Source organism: Aliidiomarina haloalkalitolerans, from assembly GCF_003987315.1.
GTDB lineage: Bacteria > Pseudomonadota > Gammaproteobacteria > Enterobacterales > Alteromonadaceae > Aliidiomarina > Aliidiomarina haloalkalitolerans.
This window is the reverse complement of record NZ_PIPI01000001.1, coordinates 827,203-844,446: the sequence shown is the minus strand read 5'-3', so window position 1 is coordinate 844,446 and position 17,244 is coordinate 827,203. Positions and strand designations below refer to the sequence as shown.

Annotated in this window: 17 protein-coding genes and 4 tRNA genes; 8 read left to right on the top strand and 13 right to left on the bottom strand. The window is 48.6% G+C overall.

All coding sequences use genetic code 11. The annotated features are described in order from the left end of the window. Positions 1 to 6 precede the first annotated feature (6 nt). From CWE06_RS03890 to CWE06_RS03865, 6 genes are all read right to left on the bottom strand, one after another. Positions 7 to 81: transfer RNA gene (locus CWE06_RS03890), tRNA-Gln, on the bottom strand. A gap of 58 nt (positions 82 to 139) precedes the next feature. After that, a tRNA-Gln gene (locus CWE06_RS03885) sits at positions 140 to 214 on the bottom strand. A gap of 26 nt (positions 215 to 240) precedes the next feature. After that, a tRNA-Leu gene (locus CWE06_RS03880) sits at positions 241 to 325 on the bottom strand. 23 nt (positions 326 to 348) lie between these two features. Next, a tRNA-Met gene (locus CWE06_RS03875) sits at positions 349 to 425 on the bottom strand. A gap of 219 nt (positions 426 to 644) precedes the next feature. Beyond that, positions 645 to 1,313 carry an SDR family oxidoreductase gene (locus CWE06_RS03870; RefSeq protein ID WP_198679018.1) on the bottom strand — a complete coding sequence of 223 codons (669 nt, stop codon included), beginning with the start codon at positions 1,311 to 1,313 and terminating at the stop codon, positions 645 to 647. Further along, positions 1,310 to 2,695, bottom strand: a complete 1,386-nt coding sequence (locus CWE06_RS03865; protein ID WP_126791318.1) for a class II fumarate hydratase — start codon at positions 2,693 to 2,695, stop codon at positions 1,310 to 1,312. Before CWE06_RS03865 ends, CWE06_RS03870 begins: the two co-directional genes overlap by 4 nt. A gap of 154 nt (positions 2,696 to 2,849) precedes the next feature. On the opposite strand from CWE06_RS03865, the gene CWE06_RS03860 reads away from it, so the two are divergent. From CWE06_RS03860 to CWE06_RS03845, 4 genes are read left to right on the top strand one after another with little or no spacing between them, the layout of a single operon-like run. Then, entirely contained in the window at positions 2,850 to 3,536 is a 687-nt protein-coding gene (locus CWE06_RS03860) for a cupredoxin domain-containing protein (protein WP_126791316.1), read from the top strand. Then, on the top strand, positions 3,526 to 5,844 hold the full coding sequence (locus CWE06_RS03855) for a putative bifunctional diguanylate cyclase/phosphodiesterase (protein ID WP_126791314.1): 2,319 nt from the start codon (positions 3,526 to 3,528) through the stop codon (positions 5,842 to 5,844). The genes CWE06_RS03860 and CWE06_RS03855 overlap by 11 nt, the downstream gene beginning before the upstream one ends. A gap of 12 nt (positions 5,845 to 5,856) precedes the next feature. Further along, entirely contained in the window at positions 5,857 to 6,699 is an 843-nt protein-coding gene (locus CWE06_RS03850) for a DUF3034 family protein (RefSeq protein ID WP_241972461.1), read from the top strand. 9 nt (positions 6,700 to 6,708) lie between these two features. Further along, on the top strand, positions 6,709 to 7,161 hold the full coding sequence (locus tag CWE06_RS03845) for a group I truncated hemoglobin (RefSeq protein WP_126791312.1): 453 nt from the start codon (positions 6,709 to 6,711) through the stop codon (positions 7,159 to 7,161). 77 nt (positions 7,162 to 7,238) lie between these two features. Here the strand turns inward: CWE06_RS03845 and ychF are convergent, their stop codons facing one another. From ychF to CWE06_RS03825, 4 genes are all read right to left on the bottom strand, one after another. After that, positions 7,239 to 8,330 carry a redox-regulated ATPase YchF gene (ychF, locus tag CWE06_RS03840; RefSeq protein ID WP_126791310.1) on the bottom strand — a complete coding sequence of 364 codons (1,092 nt, stop codon included), beginning with the start codon at positions 8,328 to 8,330 and terminating at the stop codon, positions 7,239 to 7,241. 14 nt (positions 8,331 to 8,344) lie between these two features. Further along, on the bottom strand, positions 8,345 to 8,935 hold the full coding sequence (pth, locus tag CWE06_RS03835) for an aminoacyl-tRNA hydrolase (RefSeq protein ID WP_126791308.1): 591 nt from the start codon (positions 8,933 to 8,935) through the stop codon (positions 8,345 to 8,347). 17 nt (positions 8,936 to 8,952) lie between these two features. Further along, positions 8,953 to 9,594 (bottom strand): 50S ribosomal protein L25/general stress protein Ctc, encoded by a 642-nt coding sequence (locus CWE06_RS03830; RefSeq protein WP_126791306.1) that lies wholly within the window; start codon positions 9,592 to 9,594, stop codon positions 8,953 to 8,955. Between the two features lie 111 nt (positions 9,595 to 9,705). Next, complete coding sequence (locus CWE06_RS03825; protein ID WP_126791305.1) at positions 9,706 to 10,749, bottom strand: alkene reductase; 1,044 nt, start codon at positions 10,747 to 10,749, stop codon at positions 9,706 to 9,708. A 174-nt stretch (positions 10,750 to 10,923) separates the two neighbouring features. Between CWE06_RS03825 and CWE06_RS03820 the strand changes: the two genes are divergently transcribed. Beyond that, on the top strand, positions 10,924 to 11,367 hold the full coding sequence (locus CWE06_RS03820; RefSeq protein WP_126791303.1) for a hypothetical protein: 444 nt from the start codon (positions 10,924 to 10,926) through the stop codon (positions 11,365 to 11,367). Positions 11,368 to 11,374: 7 nt separating this feature from the next. Then, the gene (locus tag CWE06_RS03815; RefSeq protein WP_126791301.1) at positions 11,375 to 11,917 is read left to right on the top strand and encodes an EamA family transporter; all 543 of its coding nucleotides are present in this window, start codon (positions 11,375 to 11,377) and stop codon (positions 11,915 to 11,917) included. Positions 11,918 to 12,003: 86 nt separating this feature from the next. Here the strand turns inward: CWE06_RS03815 and CWE06_RS03810 are convergent, their stop codons facing one another. The 3 genes from CWE06_RS03810 to lolB form a co-directional block, all read right to left on the bottom strand. Continuing rightward, on the bottom strand, positions 12,004 to 12,951 hold the full coding sequence (locus CWE06_RS03810) for a ribose-phosphate pyrophosphokinase (protein WP_126791299.1): 948 nt from the start codon (positions 12,949 to 12,951) through the stop codon (positions 12,004 to 12,006). A 90-nt stretch (positions 12,952 to 13,041) separates the two neighbouring features. Beyond that, positions 13,042 to 13,917, bottom strand: coding sequence for a 4-(cytidine 5'-diphospho)-2-C-methyl-D-erythritol kinase (gene ispE, locus CWE06_RS03805; RefSeq protein WP_126791297.1), 876 nt, complete (start codon positions 13,915 to 13,917; stop codon positions 13,042 to 13,044). Continuing rightward, the gene (lolB, locus tag CWE06_RS03800; RefSeq protein WP_157981124.1) at positions 13,914 to 14,660 is read right to left on the bottom strand and encodes a lipoprotein insertase outer membrane protein LolB; all 747 of its coding nucleotides are present in this window, start codon (positions 14,658 to 14,660) and stop codon (positions 13,914 to 13,916) included. Before lolB ends, ispE begins: the two co-directional genes overlap by 4 nt. A gap of 217 nt (positions 14,661 to 14,877) precedes the next feature. Between lolB and hemA the strand changes: the two genes are divergently transcribed. Together hemA and prfA are read left to right on the top strand one after the other, a co-directional pair. Beyond that, positions 14,878 to 16,137 (top strand): glutamyl-tRNA reductase, encoded by a 1,260-nt coding sequence (gene hemA, locus CWE06_RS03795; protein ID WP_126791293.1) that lies wholly within the window; start codon positions 14,878 to 14,880, stop codon positions 16,135 to 16,137. A 3-nt stretch (positions 16,138 to 16,140) separates the two neighbouring features. Further along, on the top strand, positions 16,141 to 17,235 hold the full coding sequence (prfA, locus tag CWE06_RS03790) for a peptide chain release factor 1 (RefSeq protein ID WP_126791291.1): 1,095 nt from the start codon (positions 16,141 to 16,143) through the stop codon (positions 17,233 to 17,235). Positions 17,236 to 17,244 lie beyond the last annotated feature (9 nt).

Here is a 17,244-nt window from a genome sequence, read left to right as displayed (position 1 = left end):
ACTAAATGGCTGGGGTACCAGGATTCGAACCTGGGAATGGCGGGATCAAAACCCGCTGCCTTACCGCTTGGCTATACCCCAGCAGAAGATCTTACTTGCTGAAGTGCCATAGTGTCATGGAACGCGCTCGGACAGAAAGTGGCTGGGGTACCAGGATTCGAACCTGGGAATGGCGGGATCAAAACCCGCTGCCTTACCGCTTGGCTATACCCCAACTGACGTTCTTTATCATTTCGTTTTTGGTGCGGAAGGAGAGACTCGAACTCTCACGCCGTGAGGCACTGGAACCTAAATCCAGCGTGTCTACCAATTCCACCACTCCCGCCCATAAAAACGAAGTGAATCAGTTGGTGGCTACGGCGGGATTCGAACCTGCGACCCCATCATTATGAGTGATGTGCTCTAACCAACTGAGCTACGTAGCCGTTTTACTGATGTACTTTCTGTGCGTCTCAGCGGCGCGTATTATGCGAATCCACCGCCGTGCAGTCAACACCTTTTCGGAAAAAAAAATGTATTTCACTGTCAACTGCTCAAAAAAACACTGAAATGGCTAAAAGAGCAGCAAAATATTCAATTTACTGCTCAATTTTGTTGAGCAAGTTTGCGCAGCGCTCGATCCATTCGAACTCAGCGCAAAATAATTACCACGGTAAAACTTCTCCGTTACTGTGCCAGAAAGTTCCACTATTTGCCATGCTCAGTTCGTCGATTCGTTGGCGTAGGCGTTGGGCCGACTCCGCAGCAGAAATGTCACCGGTGTTGTTGACCATATCGGTTTGCACGTAACCTGGATGTAGCAGTGCGACGGCAATACCGTGATCTTTTAAATCTCGAGCAAGTGAAACACCTGCGGCATTTAACGCTGCTTTCGACATTCGATAGCCATAGTAACCACCACTGCCGTTATCGGTTAAAGACCCCATGCGGCTGGTGATCATCGCGACCTTCGCATGCTTGTTTAAGTGCGGGAGTAACCCGAGAGTGATCATTAAAGGCGCTAAGGCATTCACCTTGAACTGTTGTTGAATATCTTCCGCTGGCGCATCGTCTAAGGTTTCACGGGTTAAGATGCCTGCATTGTTAATCAACAAGTCAATTTTTTCATCGCCCAACGCTTGGCTAATTTGTTGTGGCGCGTCTGGAGCGGCAACATCGATATTGCTGATAATCTCGACTTTGCTGCGCTCGAGCTCGGCACTTGGCTTGCGACAAGTTGCGAAAACTTTGGCTCCAGACTCAGCGTATTGTTTTGCAAGTTGTAAACCAATCCCACGGTTAGCACCCGTGATTAAAACGTTCAACTGACTCATTTGGATAATCCTCCTTCGGTTAGTTTTAACGGGTCGAGCAAGCGTTTTAGTTCTGACTCACTTAAATCCGTCATGGCGACCGCGACTTCGAGAATAGGTCGATTTTCTTGATAAGCTGTTTTGGCGATGGCCGCCGCTTGATTGTAACCAATCACTGGATTGAGTGCGGTGACTAGAATTGGGTTACGTTCCAAGGCGGCATTCAGTTGTTCGTGGTTCACGGTAAAATCAGCAATACATTGCTCAGCAAGTGTGTTTGCGCTCTTCCACATCAGCTCAATGCTCTGCAAAAGATTATAAGCAATAACAGGGAGCATCACGTTGAGTTGGAAATTACCACTTTGGCCAGCGACGTTGATGGTTGTTTGATTACCAAATACTTGCGCACAGGCCATGGCAACGGCTTCCGGAATCACCGGGTTGACTTTTCCAGGCATAATGCTTGAGCCAGGTTGCAGTGGCGCCAAACTAATCTCGCCCAAGCCAGCAAGTGGCCCCGAATTCATCCAGCGTAAGTCATTGGCGATTTTCATCATGACGGTCGCTACAGAACTCATGATACCGGCAGTAGCAACCGCAACATCCTGACCAGCAATGCCAGCAAATTTATTGGCAGCGCTAGTGAAGGGCAGCTCAGTAAAGTTCTCCATCGACTGACAGAATAGGGCAGCGAAATCAGGATGCGCGTTAATACCAGTGCCAATTGCTGTGCCACCTTGTGGCAAACTATATAACTGCGGCAATATCGCTTCTAAGCGCTGTTGGGCTTGCTCAAGTTGTGCATCCCAAGCCATCAATTCTTGCTCAAGCGTTAATGGCATCGCATCCATTAAATGGGTGCGACCGGTTTTTACAGTTGTTTGATGCGCTTGCGCTTGCTGTTGAATGGTCTGACGCAAGCGGGCCATTGCCGGTAATAATTTCCGTTGAATTCGACGAGCGGCACTCACTTGAATTGCAGTTGGAATGACATCGTTACTGCTTTGGCCTAAATTGACGTCATCATTTGGGTGCACTTCCACACCAGAATTTCGCTTGGCAAGATTGGCCAACACTTCATTCACGTTCATGTTTGTGCTGGTACCTGAGCCTGTCTGAAACACATCCACCGGAAATTGGTTTTGCCAACGGCCTTCAAAAACTTCAAGAGCGGCTTGCATGATGGCATCGGCTTTCTTTTGACTGAGTAAACCAAGCTCACTGTTTGCTTCTGCGGCACAATATTTAATTAATGCAACAGCGCGAATGAAGGCAAACGGCAGAGTAAGCCCACTGATTTTAAAATTATTGATTGCGCGCTGGGTTTGCGCGCTCCACTGCGCATCAAAAGGCACTTCCACGCTACCCATACTGTCGCTTTCAGTTCGAAATTTCTCAGCCATGTCACCTTCACTCCGTTTAATGATGCGATTCATAAACCATAGTCATAAAAATAGGAAAAAGAATTATTTGCAGTCTATAGGTGTTTGCATTTAGCTTATCACATAATGTTTTCAGAAACGTGTGAGCGTTTTATTGACCTCGGAGTTCAACGAATTGAATAAATTAACGGCTGCTACCTTGGTGCTTGCCCTTTTTTTCGTTGCCAAGCCGATTGCTAACCCAATTGGATTGAACGACCAGATTGAGAACCAAAAGTATAGCTCACAGTTGCAACTACTTGATGCGAACGATGCCCCGTTAGTCGGTGCAGTCTTGTTTGATACTTCGCCGAGTGCCGAGAATACAGCTCAGGTAGAGCACATCATGGACCAAGTACAACGGCAATTCGTTCCAGCTGTATTGATGATCCAAGCCGGTGACACGGTCAAGTTTCCCAACAGTGACTCTATTCGCCATCATGTTTTTTCATTTTCAACGGCACGCTCTTTTGATTTGGAATTGTACGGCAACAGTACCGCACCAACGATTGATTTCCCGAATGCTGGCTACATCGTGGTTGGCTGTAATATTCACGATGACATGATTGGTCATATTATTGTCAGTAGCTCTGGGCAATTTTACGAAAGTGATAAGGCGGGGAATATTGATGTGTCGATGCTCGACGTTTTTGACGGTTGGTATCTCTGGCATCCTTGGATGGCAGCGGCCGGTTTAGCACCGATAGCACTCACTGAGATTGCCTTAACAGAGCCTTTTCGTCTTGCAATTGAAGCTCCTCCCGCACGCGAAGAATCGGAATTAGAGTCGCGTTTTCGCAGGAGATTGCAGCGTGGTCATTAATTTTCGGACCCGTTTGCTCCTTCTTATCGCAAGTTGCATTGCTGCCGCTCTTTTTGTTGTGGTTGTGGCCATTGTGTTTGCGACGAACCAAAGTATTACTGTCCACACGGATCGTGAGTTAGCGGTAAGTGAGCGAGTCCTGACGCAAGTGATCGATTATCGTGATCAGCAACTGCGGCAGGCTGCTTTTGTGTTGGCCGATGATTTTGGATTTCGCCAAGCGTTAGTTAGTGAGGATGAAGAAACTATTATTTCCGCCCTCACAAACCACGCCCAACGCTTAAATGCGGAACTGGTTATGTTGCTCGACCCGCAACAACGCACGGTCTTAGCTAGTCACGAAATGAGCACTGAAGAACGTTCTCGATTAAATCGCTATATGACCCTCGACGGATCGGCGCAACATGCGCAAGGCGGCGTGATGATTCTTGCTGAGGGTGAATTGTTTCAAGTGGTTTGGGTGCCGATAAGAGCGCCGCATTTACTTGGTTGGCTCACGTTAGGTTTCGCTGTTGATCGTGCGCTTGCAGAACAATTACAACAATTGACGAATTCGTATGTGCATTTTGTGATTGGTCGAAATACCGCACAACCTAAGGTAATTTCTTCTGCTCAAGCAGAGATTCAAAATGACCTGCAACAGGCATTAATGGCAAACGAACTGGACTTGTTTTTTCAAGCAGAATCAAAAGCGGGACGCTGGTTGACATTAAGTGGTGGGAGTAGCGATGTGGCCGAATATCCTATCGATATTCTGCTGACCGCAAGTCAAACTGCCGCCGCGGAACCCTTTACCGTCTTGCGAACGCAACTGTTGGCGATTGTCATCTTAACGCTTTTAATCACAGTTGCAGTAACACTCATTGCGAGTCGACGCTTTGTTCAGCCGCTACGAAACCTTGCAAAGGTATCAGACGCTATTGCTCGTGGTAAGTATGAGCAGAAAATCCCTCACCAAGGTCGCGATGAAATTGGCCTCTTAGCGCTTGCACTCGATAGCATGCAAAATGCGATTGCAGATCGCGAACAAAAAATCTGGTTTCAGTCACAACATGACGTCTTAACCGGCTTACCCAACCAGCGGGCGTTTCATGAGGTTGCAGAGCAACGTCTAGTCAGTCAACAAGATTGGACTGTTATTGTCTTAAATCTCGATAATTTCCGCCGCTTGAATGAGATGTTTGGGCGCAGTGTGTGTGACGCTCTTTTGGTAGTTTTTTCTCAGCGTTTACAGCAATTAGCTGACGATCGCTTCAAACTTTTCCGATTACAGGGTGATGAATTCATTCTGACTTATGACGGCTCAACGGCACACGCAGCGATCGAGTTAAAGTCGTTGATCGAGCAGGCGTCGGAACCGGTTATTGTTGCGGAAGTGAGTTACGGCATCACACTGAGCGCCGGAGCTGCGGAGGCACCACGTCAGGCAAGTTCTCGAGATGAATTGGTTCGCTTAGCCCAATTTGCGCGAAACAAGGCAAAGCAAATGAAGAGCAGTTTTGCAGAATATCAAGAGGGCGAAGATAAGCCTTACTTGCGAACATTGGCGATTTCAGCAGCCATCCCGCAAGCGATCGAAGCAAAACGATTTTCTCTTGTGTACCAACCACAGATTGATAGTCAAAGTGGACACACCTTGAGTGTCGAAGTTTTAATTCGTTGGAACGATCCGGTACTTGGTTTTGTCAGTCCAGCTGAATTTATTCCCTTAGCAGAGCAATCAGGAAATATTTTTGCAATCACCCGTTGGGTACTGCATAGCAGCATTCAGCAACTTGCAAGCTGGCAAGTCGTGCAGCCGGGACTTCAACTTTCGGTTAATCTATCGGCTCGCGACTTAATGGAACCGCAACTACTTGATGAAGTTTTTGGTGCGCTCGCCGCAGCCAATGTTCAGGCTGATTTGCTAACCGTCGAAGTCACTGAAAGTGCAGTAATCAGCGAACCGGAGAAAGCCTTAGCGCAACTCAGCAAACTAAGGTCCGCTGGGGTTAAAGTTGCCATTGATGATTACGGAACTGGCTATTCATCGTTAGCGCAATTGCGCGACATGCCGGCAACAGAATTAAAAGTTGACCGCAGCTTTATCATGAATTTGAGCCAACATGAGGGCGACCAAACGATTGTGCAGTCGACGATTCAAATGGCGCATCAGCTCGGCTTAAAAGTTGTTGCAGAAGGGATTGAAGATGAAGCAACCGCAAATTTGCTGCGCCAGTATGATTGTGATGTATTTCAAGGTTATTGGTTTAGCCGTCCTATATCAGCAGCAGAATTAACGGAATGGCTGAAGCAGTCACAGGGTTAAAATGGGATCTCTATGAAGATAAAACAGATAGTAATGACCAGCGCTTTATTGGCTTTCCTCCCATGGGGAGCTGAAGCGGCCGAAGGGCGCTTATTGGCGACGGGCGGAGCGACCACCACGGAGGGAGCTGCCGGTGGCGGATTAGTCCCATGGGCGGTGATTAGTGGTTACACGGAAGATGATGAAATGGGTGGCACGGTCGCGCTGACTCGTGCACAAGTTGATGATTATCGCCTCGATGTAACGGCCGCAAGTTTTTCATATAAAAACCGTTTCGAAATATCGATAGCGGCCCAACAATTTACGCTTGAAAATCTCGGTGCCGAATTGCGCCAACAAGTTTTTGGTATGAAATATCGCGTTGCTGGCGATTTAATTTACACCGCAATGCCCCAAGTCAGCGTTGGAGCGCTCTATAAAAGAAATACCCGTTATGACATTCCTGAACTCGTTGGTTCGCAGCGAGAGAATGACTGGGAGGCTTACATTGCAGCGAGCAAGGTTTGGCTTGCTGGACCATTAGACAGAACTTGGCTTGCGAATGTGACGGTTCGCGCCACTCGAGCGAATCAGTTTGGACTGCTCGGCTTTGGGGGCGATTTGAATGATAGTTATGATGTTCGTGTTGAAGCGGCGACGGGTGTGTTTCTGCATCGTTCGTTGGCAATTGGACTTGAGTACCGACAAAAGCCGAATAATTTGAGTTTTGCTCGTGAGGACGATGCAATGTCAGCTTTCATTGCTTGGTTTCCGTCGAAGCGCGTTGCTCTCGTGGGTGCATTTCTCGATTTAGGTTCAATTGCAGGAGCCGACAATCAAACGGGCTATTACTTGAACTTGCAAGCGTCGTTTTAGGGGGAGGGTATGAATAAATTACAAACAGGTTGTATTCATCTCGTTGGCTTAATCTTCATAGTTGCGATCGGTTTTTCTCCGATAACTAGTACGGTAGCGCATGCAAATGATTCCTTGTATGACGCTTTAGGTGGTACAGACGGCATTGAAAAATTAGTCGAAGAATTATTGTTTAACGTCGCTGAAGACCGCCGCATTCGTCATCATTTTATGGATATTGATGTTGTGCGTTTACACGAAAAACTTAGTGAACAAATTTGTGAGTTGGCCGGTGGTCCGTGTACATACACGGGCGATGATATGGTTAAATCGCATACTGGCATGGGCGTGACACGCAGTGACTTTAATGCACTGGTGGAGGGGCTGCAGTTAGCGATGGACGACTTGAATATTTCGATATCAGCTCAAAACCGGTTGCTTGCGCTGTTGGCGCCGATGCATGACGAGATTGTTGGGCGATAAGCATCTAGCAGGCAATAAAAAAGCTGCCAATTCAACTTGAAGGGCAGCTTTTTTGGACTTACTCTGACGTCGAGTGTTTAAACGTTGAAGCGGAAATGAATAACGTCGCCATCTTTCACAATGTACTCTTTGCCTTCTAAGCGCCACTTACCAGCGTCTTTGGCACCTTGTTCGCCATTGTGGTTAATAAAGTCGTCGTAACCAACGACTTCAGCGCGAATAAAGCCTTTTTCGAAATCAGTATGAATACGGCCAGCCGCTTGTGGTGCGGTCGAATTCTTTTTAATCGTCCACGCCCGCACTTCTTTCACACCCGCAGTAAAATAGGTGTGCAAGTTAAGCAGTTCATAACCAGCACGGATGACTCGATTTAAGCCGGGCTCTTCAAGACCCATACTCGACAAGAACTCTTCCTTGTCTTCGTCGTCAAGCTCTGCAATTTCTGATTCAATTGCAGCACAGACTGGTACAACAATAGCGTTTTCGCTCTCGGCCATCTTGCGTACTGTCTCGAGGTGAGGGTTATTCTCAAAACCATCTTCACTCACGTTACAAATGTACATGGTCGGCTTTAACGTCAATAAGTTAAAAGAACGAATGACTTTACGCTCGTCATCAGTCAGCTCGACAGCTCGCGCCATTTGACCTTCTGATAACGCCGGTAACAACTTCTCAAGCACGTCCATTTCGGCTTTCGCTTGCTTGTCGCCACCTTTGGCTTTTTTGCCAAGACGGTGAATTGCTTTTTCAACCGAGTCGAGGTCTGCCAACGCTAATTCGGTATTGATGGTGTCGACGTCGTCGAGTGGATTCACTTTACCAGCAACATGGACAATATTGTCGTCTTCGAAGCAGCGCACGACGTGGCCAATGGCATCGGTTTCGCGAATGTTGGCAAGAAACTGGTTACCTAAACCTTCACCTTTCGATGCGCCCTTAACCAAGCCCGCGATATCCACGAACTCCATCGTCGTTGGAATGAGCTTCTGTGGTTTGACGATGTCGGCCAATGCGGTTAAGCGTGTATCTGGTACTGACACCACGCCTGTGTTGGGCTCAATGGTACAGAACGGGAAGTTCGCAGCGTCGATGCCGGCTTTGGTCAAAGCATTAAAGAGGGTTGATTTTCCAACGTTGGGTAAACCAACGATTCCGCATTTAAATCCCATGAGTGCAGTCCAACTTATTCAGGTTTGATGGAATGTAAGTATTGCTTGGCGGCGGTCCAGCCGTCGCGCAAGGCAATTTCGACACCGCGTAAAGACGCTCGCACGGCGTCGTCTATGAGCTGTTGCTCTTGGCTCGGCGCTTTGCCAAGCACATAACCCGTCACTTGAGAGGCGTGACCGGGATGACCGATACCGATTCTTAAACGATGGAAATTATTGTTATTTCCAAGTGCTCGGATAATGTCTTTTAAGCCGTTATGGCCACCATGACCTCCACCTTGTTTAAACTTCGCCACTCCGGGCGGCAGGTCGAGCTCATCGTGAACCACGAGAATTTGTTCGGGCGTGACTTTAAAAAAGTTCGCCATTGCGCCTACAGCTTGTCCGCTTTTATTCATGAAGGTCATCGGCAAGAGGAGGCGAGTATCGCTATAGGGAGGGCCTAAGCGAGCGGTTTGACCGAAGTACTTACTGTCAGGGCTCAACGGTGCGTTGAATTGCCGAGCAAGGTCTTCAACAAACCAGAACCCGGCATTGTGCCGGGTTGCTGTATATTCGGGGCCTGGATTTCCCAGGCCCACGATGAGACGAATGTCTGCTGACATCGATACGATTCCGCAGATTATTCTTTGTCTTCGCCTGCTACGTCAGTTTCTGGTGCTTCAGGAGCATCGTCAGAAACTTTTTCGCCTTTCGGCTTGCTCACGGTTACAACCACTGAGTCGTGATCAGCGCCGCGCGTTAGTTCAACGAAAGTAACGCCTTTTGGTGCAGTAACTTGGCTCAAGTGAATGTTGTCACCAACGCCTAAGCCAGATACATCAATTTCGATGAACTCAGGCAGGTCTTTTGGTAAACAAGTGATTTCGATGTCGTTCAACTGGTGAACAACAACGCCGCCAGCTTTTTTCACTGCTTCTTCACCAATGAAGTGTAAAGGTACGTTGGTGTGAAGTTCTTCTTTCGCGCTGACGCGTTGGAAGTCTAAGTGAGTGATTTTTGGCTTGAACGGGTGACGCTGAACGTCTTTCAAGATTGCTTGGTGCTTTTTACCATCAATGTGCAAAGTCAAAATGTGGCTGTAAAAACCTTCGTGGTCTGCAGCGTTAATGATTTTGTCATGGATTAAAGTTAAAGACACAGCTTCTTTATCACCGCCATAAAGAATGGCAGGAACTTTACCTTCGTGACGCAGGCGGCGGCTCGCACCTTTACCCAAGTCAGTACGGATTTCAGCGTTGAATTCGTAAACTGGTTGACTCATTTCGTTTCTCCGAAAATTAATGGACTGTGCTCCGCGACCAGAACACAGTAGAAGCCCCTGAATTCAGGGGTCGCGCATTCTAACACCGAATGCGCTTTTAGAGCAAGGAGACTAAACCAATTCAGCGAGCATTTCTGGCTTGTAAGTAACCAACGGCTGGTTGTCTTGAACACGCTTAACAAAGTCAGGGTTGGCAATAAACAATCGGCCGATCGCAGCAAGGTCAAATGCACCGGACTCGATACCGGCAGCAGCGGTGTCAGGCGTTAAACCACCAACATTCATGAAGGTGCCACGATAGTGTTCACGGATATACTGACTGGAGCGGCCGCCAAGAAAGTCAAACTCGAGGCTGTCGTCAAATATTCCAAGATGTAAGTAGGCAAGCTCGCGCTGATTAAGCTGCTCAATGAAGTAGTCAAAGACCTCGCGGTCACGTGGGTCGGGCTGAATGTGGGCGTAGGCGCCCGGAGTAATCCGCAAGGCTGTGCGTTTGGCGCCAACGGCAGCACTGACGGCGTCGACGACAGCGAGCGCAAAGCGGCTCATATTCTCCGGGGTTTGGCCGTATTCGTCATCTCGTTTGTTGGTGTCGTAATGCAAAAACTGGTCAATCAAATAACCATTGGCACCATGAATTTCAACACCATCAAAGCCTGCCGCCATCGCATTTTTAGCAGCCGTGACATAATCATTCACCAGCACTTGAATGTCGTCAGAAGTGAGCGCTTTCGGAGTTTCATAACTTAAATCACGCATGCGTGGCAGGGTGCCTTCGTGTCGAATTGCACTGGGCGCAACCGGCGGTAGGCCGGAAAAATAAGAATGCGCAACGCGACCGACGTGCCAAAGCTGCATAAAGATCTTGCCGCCATTGGCATGCACTTTGGCAGTGACTTTTTTCCAGCCTTCAATTTGCTCAGTGGTAAAAATTCCGGGTACGTCCGGGTAGCCTTGGGCATCGGCACGAATAATCGTGGCTTCAGAAATAATCAAGCCGGCTTCGGCGCGACGTCCATAGTACTCGGCCATTTGCTCAGTCGGGACAAGCCCTGGATCGGCCATACAACGGGTTAACGGAGCCATGGTGATACGATTAGGCAGCGTTAGTTCGTCGTTGAGGGTGATAGGTTGAAATAAAGCAGTAAGGGCCATACAAACTCCGTAGGCAGAACAAGTAAATAAATGTTGTATAGGTATATGAGGCGTCGAGCGGATCAATTCAAGCGTAAAATTATTCTTTGGTTATTATCTTTTAAAGAAAGTTGCGGTAATCTGCAGCAACTTATAAAAAGCTAACAATAATAACGAATAAGGAAAAATCTCATTATGGGACGTTTGCAACAACGCATTCTTGGTACGTTAACGCTCGGTGGTAGTTTTGTCGGCATGGTGCTTATTGCCGGTGAAATGGTCAAAATTAGCAATACCTTGGCCATGTTGCTGTATGCCGCATTTCTCTTAATTTACGCTTGGGGTGTTTGGTGTGGTATTCGAATCTTCGAGAATCATCCAAGTGGTGCCCGCATGGGCTTCTGGTACTGGCTCATTCAAGTACCGGTATTAAGCTCACCTGTTTTTGGTTACTTTTTCGCGGCAGGTGGCTTCATCACCTTCATTCTGCAACCGTCGAACTGGGGTTATCATTTTAATCTCCACTTTGGCAGTGCCTTCAGTGCGTCTTTCTTCGAGAGTCATCAGCCATTCTATTTTGGTGTGAATGTGTTCGCACTTTTCATTGCTTTGTGGCTAGCAACCAAACGACGCGGCTAAGTCTGGCATGAGTTTAGTTGCGAGTTCATTGCGTACTATGGCATGGACAGCATTGGCCATGCTGGCTTTCGCAGCGAATTCGCTCTTGTGCCGAGCCGCGTTACTGGAAACCGATATAGACGCAGCGAGTTTTACTTCACTGCGTTTAATTTCGGGGGCGTTGATGCTCGCTTGTATTGTCATGAGCCGCCAACGGTTCGCAACCATTCAAATCCTGAGTAAGGGAAATTGGCAGTCAGCTTGCATGCTGTTTGTTTATGCCGCCGGATTTTCGTTTGCGTATGTGAGTATATCCGCCGCAACGGGCGCATTCTATGCGATTCTCTCAGGTGCAATTGCGTCAGGCGCTGGCTACGCACTTTGGTATGCGGTATTACCGATGTTACGCGCAACGAGTGCAGCAACGTTACAGCTCAGTGTGCCGGTGATAACTGCGGTGGCCGGGGTATTTTTACTCAACGAACCGCTGACATTACGAATTGTTTTGAGTTCTTTGGTGATTCTTGGCGGCGTCGCGCTCGTGATTCGCTTGCAGCCAACAGAGCGCTGAATTGAGTAGTTGTTTATCACCGACCTAAAATTAAAAAGCCAACGCATTGCATGCGTTGGCTTTTCTTGCAGACGTTACAGTTGAGTTTAGTACTCGAACATCGCTGAAATTGACTCTTCGTTGCTGACTCGGCGCAAGGCTTCCGAGAGCATACCACTCAGGGTTAGTTGGGTAACTTTGTCGAGCGATTTCATTTGTTCCGACAGCGGAATTGAATCGGTCACAACGACTTGGTCAATCACAGAGTTCTTCAGGTTTTCGTATGCGTTTCCTGAGAACACTGGGTGAGTGGCATAGGCGAATACGCGCTTCGCACCATTCTTCTTCAATGCTTCAGCTGCTTTACACAAGGTACCGCCGGTGTCGATCATGTCGTCGACCATCACACAGTCGCGACCGTTGACGTCACCGATAATGTGCATCACTTGCGATTCGTTCGCTTTCGGGCGGCGTTTATCGATGATGGCTAAATCAGCGTCATTCATTAGTTTAGCCATCGCCCGTGCACGTACGACGCCACCAATATCTGGTGAAACCATCACAGGGGAATCCCAAGACTGCTGCTTCATGTGTTCGAGAATGACCGGACTGCCAAATACGTTATCAACCGGCACATCGAAGAACCCTTGAATCTGTTCAGCGTGCAGGTCAACCGTTAGAACGCGGTCGACCCCAACGCTCGAGAGGAAGTCGGCAACTACTTTCGCTGTAATTGGCACACGAGCAGAGCGCACGCGGCGATCCTGCCGAGCATAACCAAAGTAGGGAATAACAGCTGTAATACGACCCGCCGAAGCGCGGCGCAACGCATCAACCATGACGATTAATTCCATTAAGTTGTCATTGGTAGGCGCGCAAGTGGATTGGATAATAAAGACGTCTGAGCCGCGAACATTTTCATTGATTTGAACACTGATTTCGCCGTCACTGAAACGACCTACATCAGCATCACCAAGTTTGATGTATAGGCGATCAGCGATCTTGCGGGCTAGCTCGGGTGTTGCATTGCCAGCGAAGAGCTTCATGTCAGGCACGGTTAACCTCGACCAGTTTGTAAGTTATGAGCGGATTACGACAGGTATCTTGGCTTCCGAATGTTGTCGCGAGGAGGTGCCGGCCACTCGTTACTCCGACTGAAGCGCTTGCGCTAGAGCCACGTGAGCAGGTGAGTGATTCACTCCTTGGGCGACAAACCCCCGATACTGCTCCGGAAGCTCTCGCAAAGCTTGCTCCGCTTGCTGTTGGGTGGAGAAAACAGCAAACACGCAGGCTCCGGTCCCCGTCAATCTGGACGGAGCGTATTTTAACAACCACTCGAGGGCGCTGGCAACCTGTGGGTTTAGTGAGCAGACCAATTTTTCACAGTCATTGTGTAATTCAAGCCATGCTAAGTCCGAGCAATGCCGCGTAGGCTCTGGTAATTTTGCAGTTGAGCGCGGCAGATCCGAATGTTGAAATATTTCTGCAGTACTGACGTGAACTTGCGGATGAACGACCAAATACCAACTTTCTTTCGGTGTTGCTGGTAAAAATTGCTCACCAACGCCACGGGCAAAGGTTGCTTGGCCATGGACAAAAACGGGCACATCGGCACCGAGAGCTAAGCCAATGGCGGCAAGTTTGCTTGGACTGAGTTGTAGATTCCAAAGTTGATTCAATGCAAGCAGGGTTGTCGCCGCGTCGGATGAACCACCACCGACACCGCCCCCCATGGGTAGACGCTTGGTCAGTTTGATATCCGCACCCAACTTTGAGTTGGCGCAATACGGCTGCAGTGCCTGCGCAGCTCGGTATATTAGATTATCAGCGAGGGCAATGGGTTCTGGCGAATCACTATTTAAGCGGATAACACCGTCGTCATTGAGCGTAAATTCAAGCGTATCTGCGATAGTTAAAAACTGAAACAGGGTCTCAAGTTCGTGATAACCATTGTCGCGTCGACCGGTAATGTGCAAAAAAAGATTGAGTTTCGCTGGTGCTGGGAGAGTGAGTTGTTTCATTCTCTGTCAGAGCCTTCAATCGCAGCCAACTTGGTGATATCAAGGCTAGTGACATCAGCCCGACTCACATCCCGCCAACGACTAATCGTCAAACGCACACGCAATTGATCTTGAGTTGCTTCTATAAAATGAGGCAGTAAAACACTGTTGGTGTTGGTACTGACTAACTGGTAATCGCCCAATAACACCTGCCAGCGCTCTTCGCCGCCTGTCCAGATCGGGTAGCTCGCTTGATAATGCGCTAAGGTGCCGTCTGGATACCACAAGCGTTGGCTTAGGCGAACTTGGTGTTGCTGATCGGGTTGCTGACCTAGTATTGCGCTCTGAAGTAATTCAAAAGGAATAACCATTCCGGTGTGCTGCCAAAGCAAGGTGGTTAAATCGTTACCCCGAAAAACATTGCCATGACGGTCAATAAATCGGCTTTCATTTTCATCTTGTTCAATTCGAGCCAAGGTACCGCTTAGGTGATGAAAAAGTCGAAAGGATGTTGTGGTTTCATTGTGATTCCAGCTATAGCGACCGGCATCACGACTGCCGTCAGCGTCATTAAAAAATGCCACCTGACCGGTAATTTGGTAGCCGTTGATCTGCGCGATATCCTCTTGATGCGCTTGATGTAAACGCTGGTCAATTTGGTGGCTGCGCAAGGTATTCTCGATACTCGGTGGCCGTGCGCTACAGCCAAATAGCGCTAGGGTTAACAAGAAGATGCTAAAAACTCGCAACAGCGACGAAGACATAAACCAACCTCGAAACAAAAAAGGGTACGGCAAAGACGAAAACGCCATTGTAGGCAGTTTTTTTCGCTATTGCTATGTTCGGCCAATGCTTTAATTGCGGGCGTAACTCGCATACAATAGCGACCATTCGAATTATTGTATGCATTGATGTATGCATTTTTGCAACTGCACGATCAAGCCAAGCGCGCAGGGCACGAGGTTTTAAATTTCATTTGCTATGACCATCTTAGCTTTAGGCGTTAATCACAAAACGGCTTCCGTTGATATTCGCGAACGCGTCGCTTTCCAGCCCGAACACTTGGAGCTGGCGCTGAAGTCGTTGGTGCAGCAAGGTCGTGTCAGTGAAACCGTGATTGTGTCTACCTGCAATCGTACCGAGCTTTATTGCCATGCGGACGCCAGTGAAATGGATGCGATTGTTGACTGGCTTGCGACTTTCCATGCAGTTCCCACCGAAGAGCTGCGCAAATATGTTTATCATCATGCCGATAGCGCGGCAGTTGAGCACTTAATGGCCGTGGCTGCTGGTCTTGATTCTTTAGTGTTGGGCGAGCCGCAAATACTCGGTCAGGTGAAACAAGCTTTTCAAAATGCGCGTGACGCCGGTACGGTCGGCACGGTATTTGAGCGTTTATTTCAGTCGACATTTGCTGCTGCTAAGGTGATTCGGACCGAAACCAATGTCGGCCAAAACGCAGTGTCAGTCGCCTATGCGGCGGTCAATTTAGCTAAGCATATTTTTACCAACCTAGAGAAAACTCAAGTCCTCTTAGTCGGCGCCGGTGAAACCGCCGAGTTAGCGGCGCGACACTTGCGTGAGCAGGGTGTGAAAACATTACGGGTGGCGAATCGCACGGTTGCGCGAGCAGAGGAATTAACCCGCCATGTCGGCGGTGAAGCCTATGCTCTATCGAGTTTGCCGGAATTACTGCCACAATCTGATATCGTCATCAGTTCGACCGCTAGTCCTGTGCCGATTATCGGTAAAGGTTTGGTGGAAAGCGCTATTCGCAAACGCAAGCACAAACCCATGTTATTGGTGGATCTTGCGGTACCGCGCGACGTCGAAGAGCAGGTGAGTGAATTAGACGACATTTATTTATATACGGTCGACGATTTACAGTCGATTGTTAGTCGCAATATGGAGCAACGGCAGCAAGCGGCCGCGGAAGCGCGAGATATTATTGCTCAGTACGTTGTTGATTTTAATGCGTGGATGGAAAGCCTGAACAGTGTTGATTTGTTAAGACAATATCGACAGCAAAATAACGAGGTCGCAGAGCAATTGAAAGAACGCGCACTCGTGGCCTTACAAGCCGGCAAGGACCCGCAACAAGTGGTCCAAGAATTGACCCAACGCCTAACCAATACTTTAATGCATAAACCGACCCGCGCGATTCAAGAAGCTGGAAAGCAAAAAGACTTGGCGGCATTGGCGGCTTATCAAAAACTACTTAACGAAACTGCACAGGATTAATTGATGCTAAAAGCTTCATTAGTAAGCAAATTAGAAGGCTTGCTGGAACGTCACGAAGAACTCGAAGTGTTACTCGGTGACCCGACAATTATTAGTAATCAGGACAAGTTTCGTGCGCTGTCGAAGGAATATGCGCATTTAGAAGAAACCGTGAAGTGTTTTCGTGCTTATCAACAAGCAGCGGAAGACTTAGCGACTGCACAAGAAATGTTACAAGAAGGCGACGCTGAACTACGTGAGCTTGCGGAAGAAGAAGTTGCTGCTGCAAAAGCGAGCCAAAGCAAGTTAACCGATGAGTTACAGATTCTTTTGTTACCGAAAGATCCGAATGATGATCGCGCTTGTTACGTTGAGATTCGCGCTGGAGCAGGTGGTGACGAAGCGGCAATTTTTGCTGGCGATGTATTCCGTATGTACAGCCGTTATGCAGAGCGCAATAGCTGGCGCACCAACGTGATAAGCGCGAATGAAGGTGAGCATGGTGGCTTCAAAGAAATCATCATGCACGTTCAAGGTGATGGTGCTTACGGCCAGCTTAAATTCGAATCGGGTGGGCACCGCGTTCAACGCGTGCCGGAAACTGAATCGCAAGGGCGGATTCACACATCCGCATGCACCGTTGCGGTATTGCCGGAAATCCCAGAGGCCGAAGCGATTGAGATTAACCCAGCCGACTTGCGGATTGACACCTACCGAGCGTCGGGGGCAGGCGGCCAGCACGTCAACCGAACTGATTCTGCTGTACGGCTTACCCACATTCCCACCGGTGTGGTGGTTGAATGTCAGGACGAGCGCTCGCAACACAAAAACAAAGCCAAGGCGATGTCGGTGTTAGTGTCTCGTTTACAAGCAGCGGAAGACGCTAAACGTCAGGCCGCAGAAGCAAGTACTCGGCGCTCATTAGTTGGCAGTGGTGACCGTTCAGAACGAATCCGCACCTATAATTATCCGCAAGGGCGAGTGACTGACCATCGGATTAACCTGACCCTGTATCGTCTTGACGAAGTATTGGAAGGATCGTTACAGCTGCTTCTCGAACCTATCATTCAAGAGCATCAAGCGGATCTGCTCGCAGCATTGGCGGAGGGTGGTGAGTAATCACCCTCG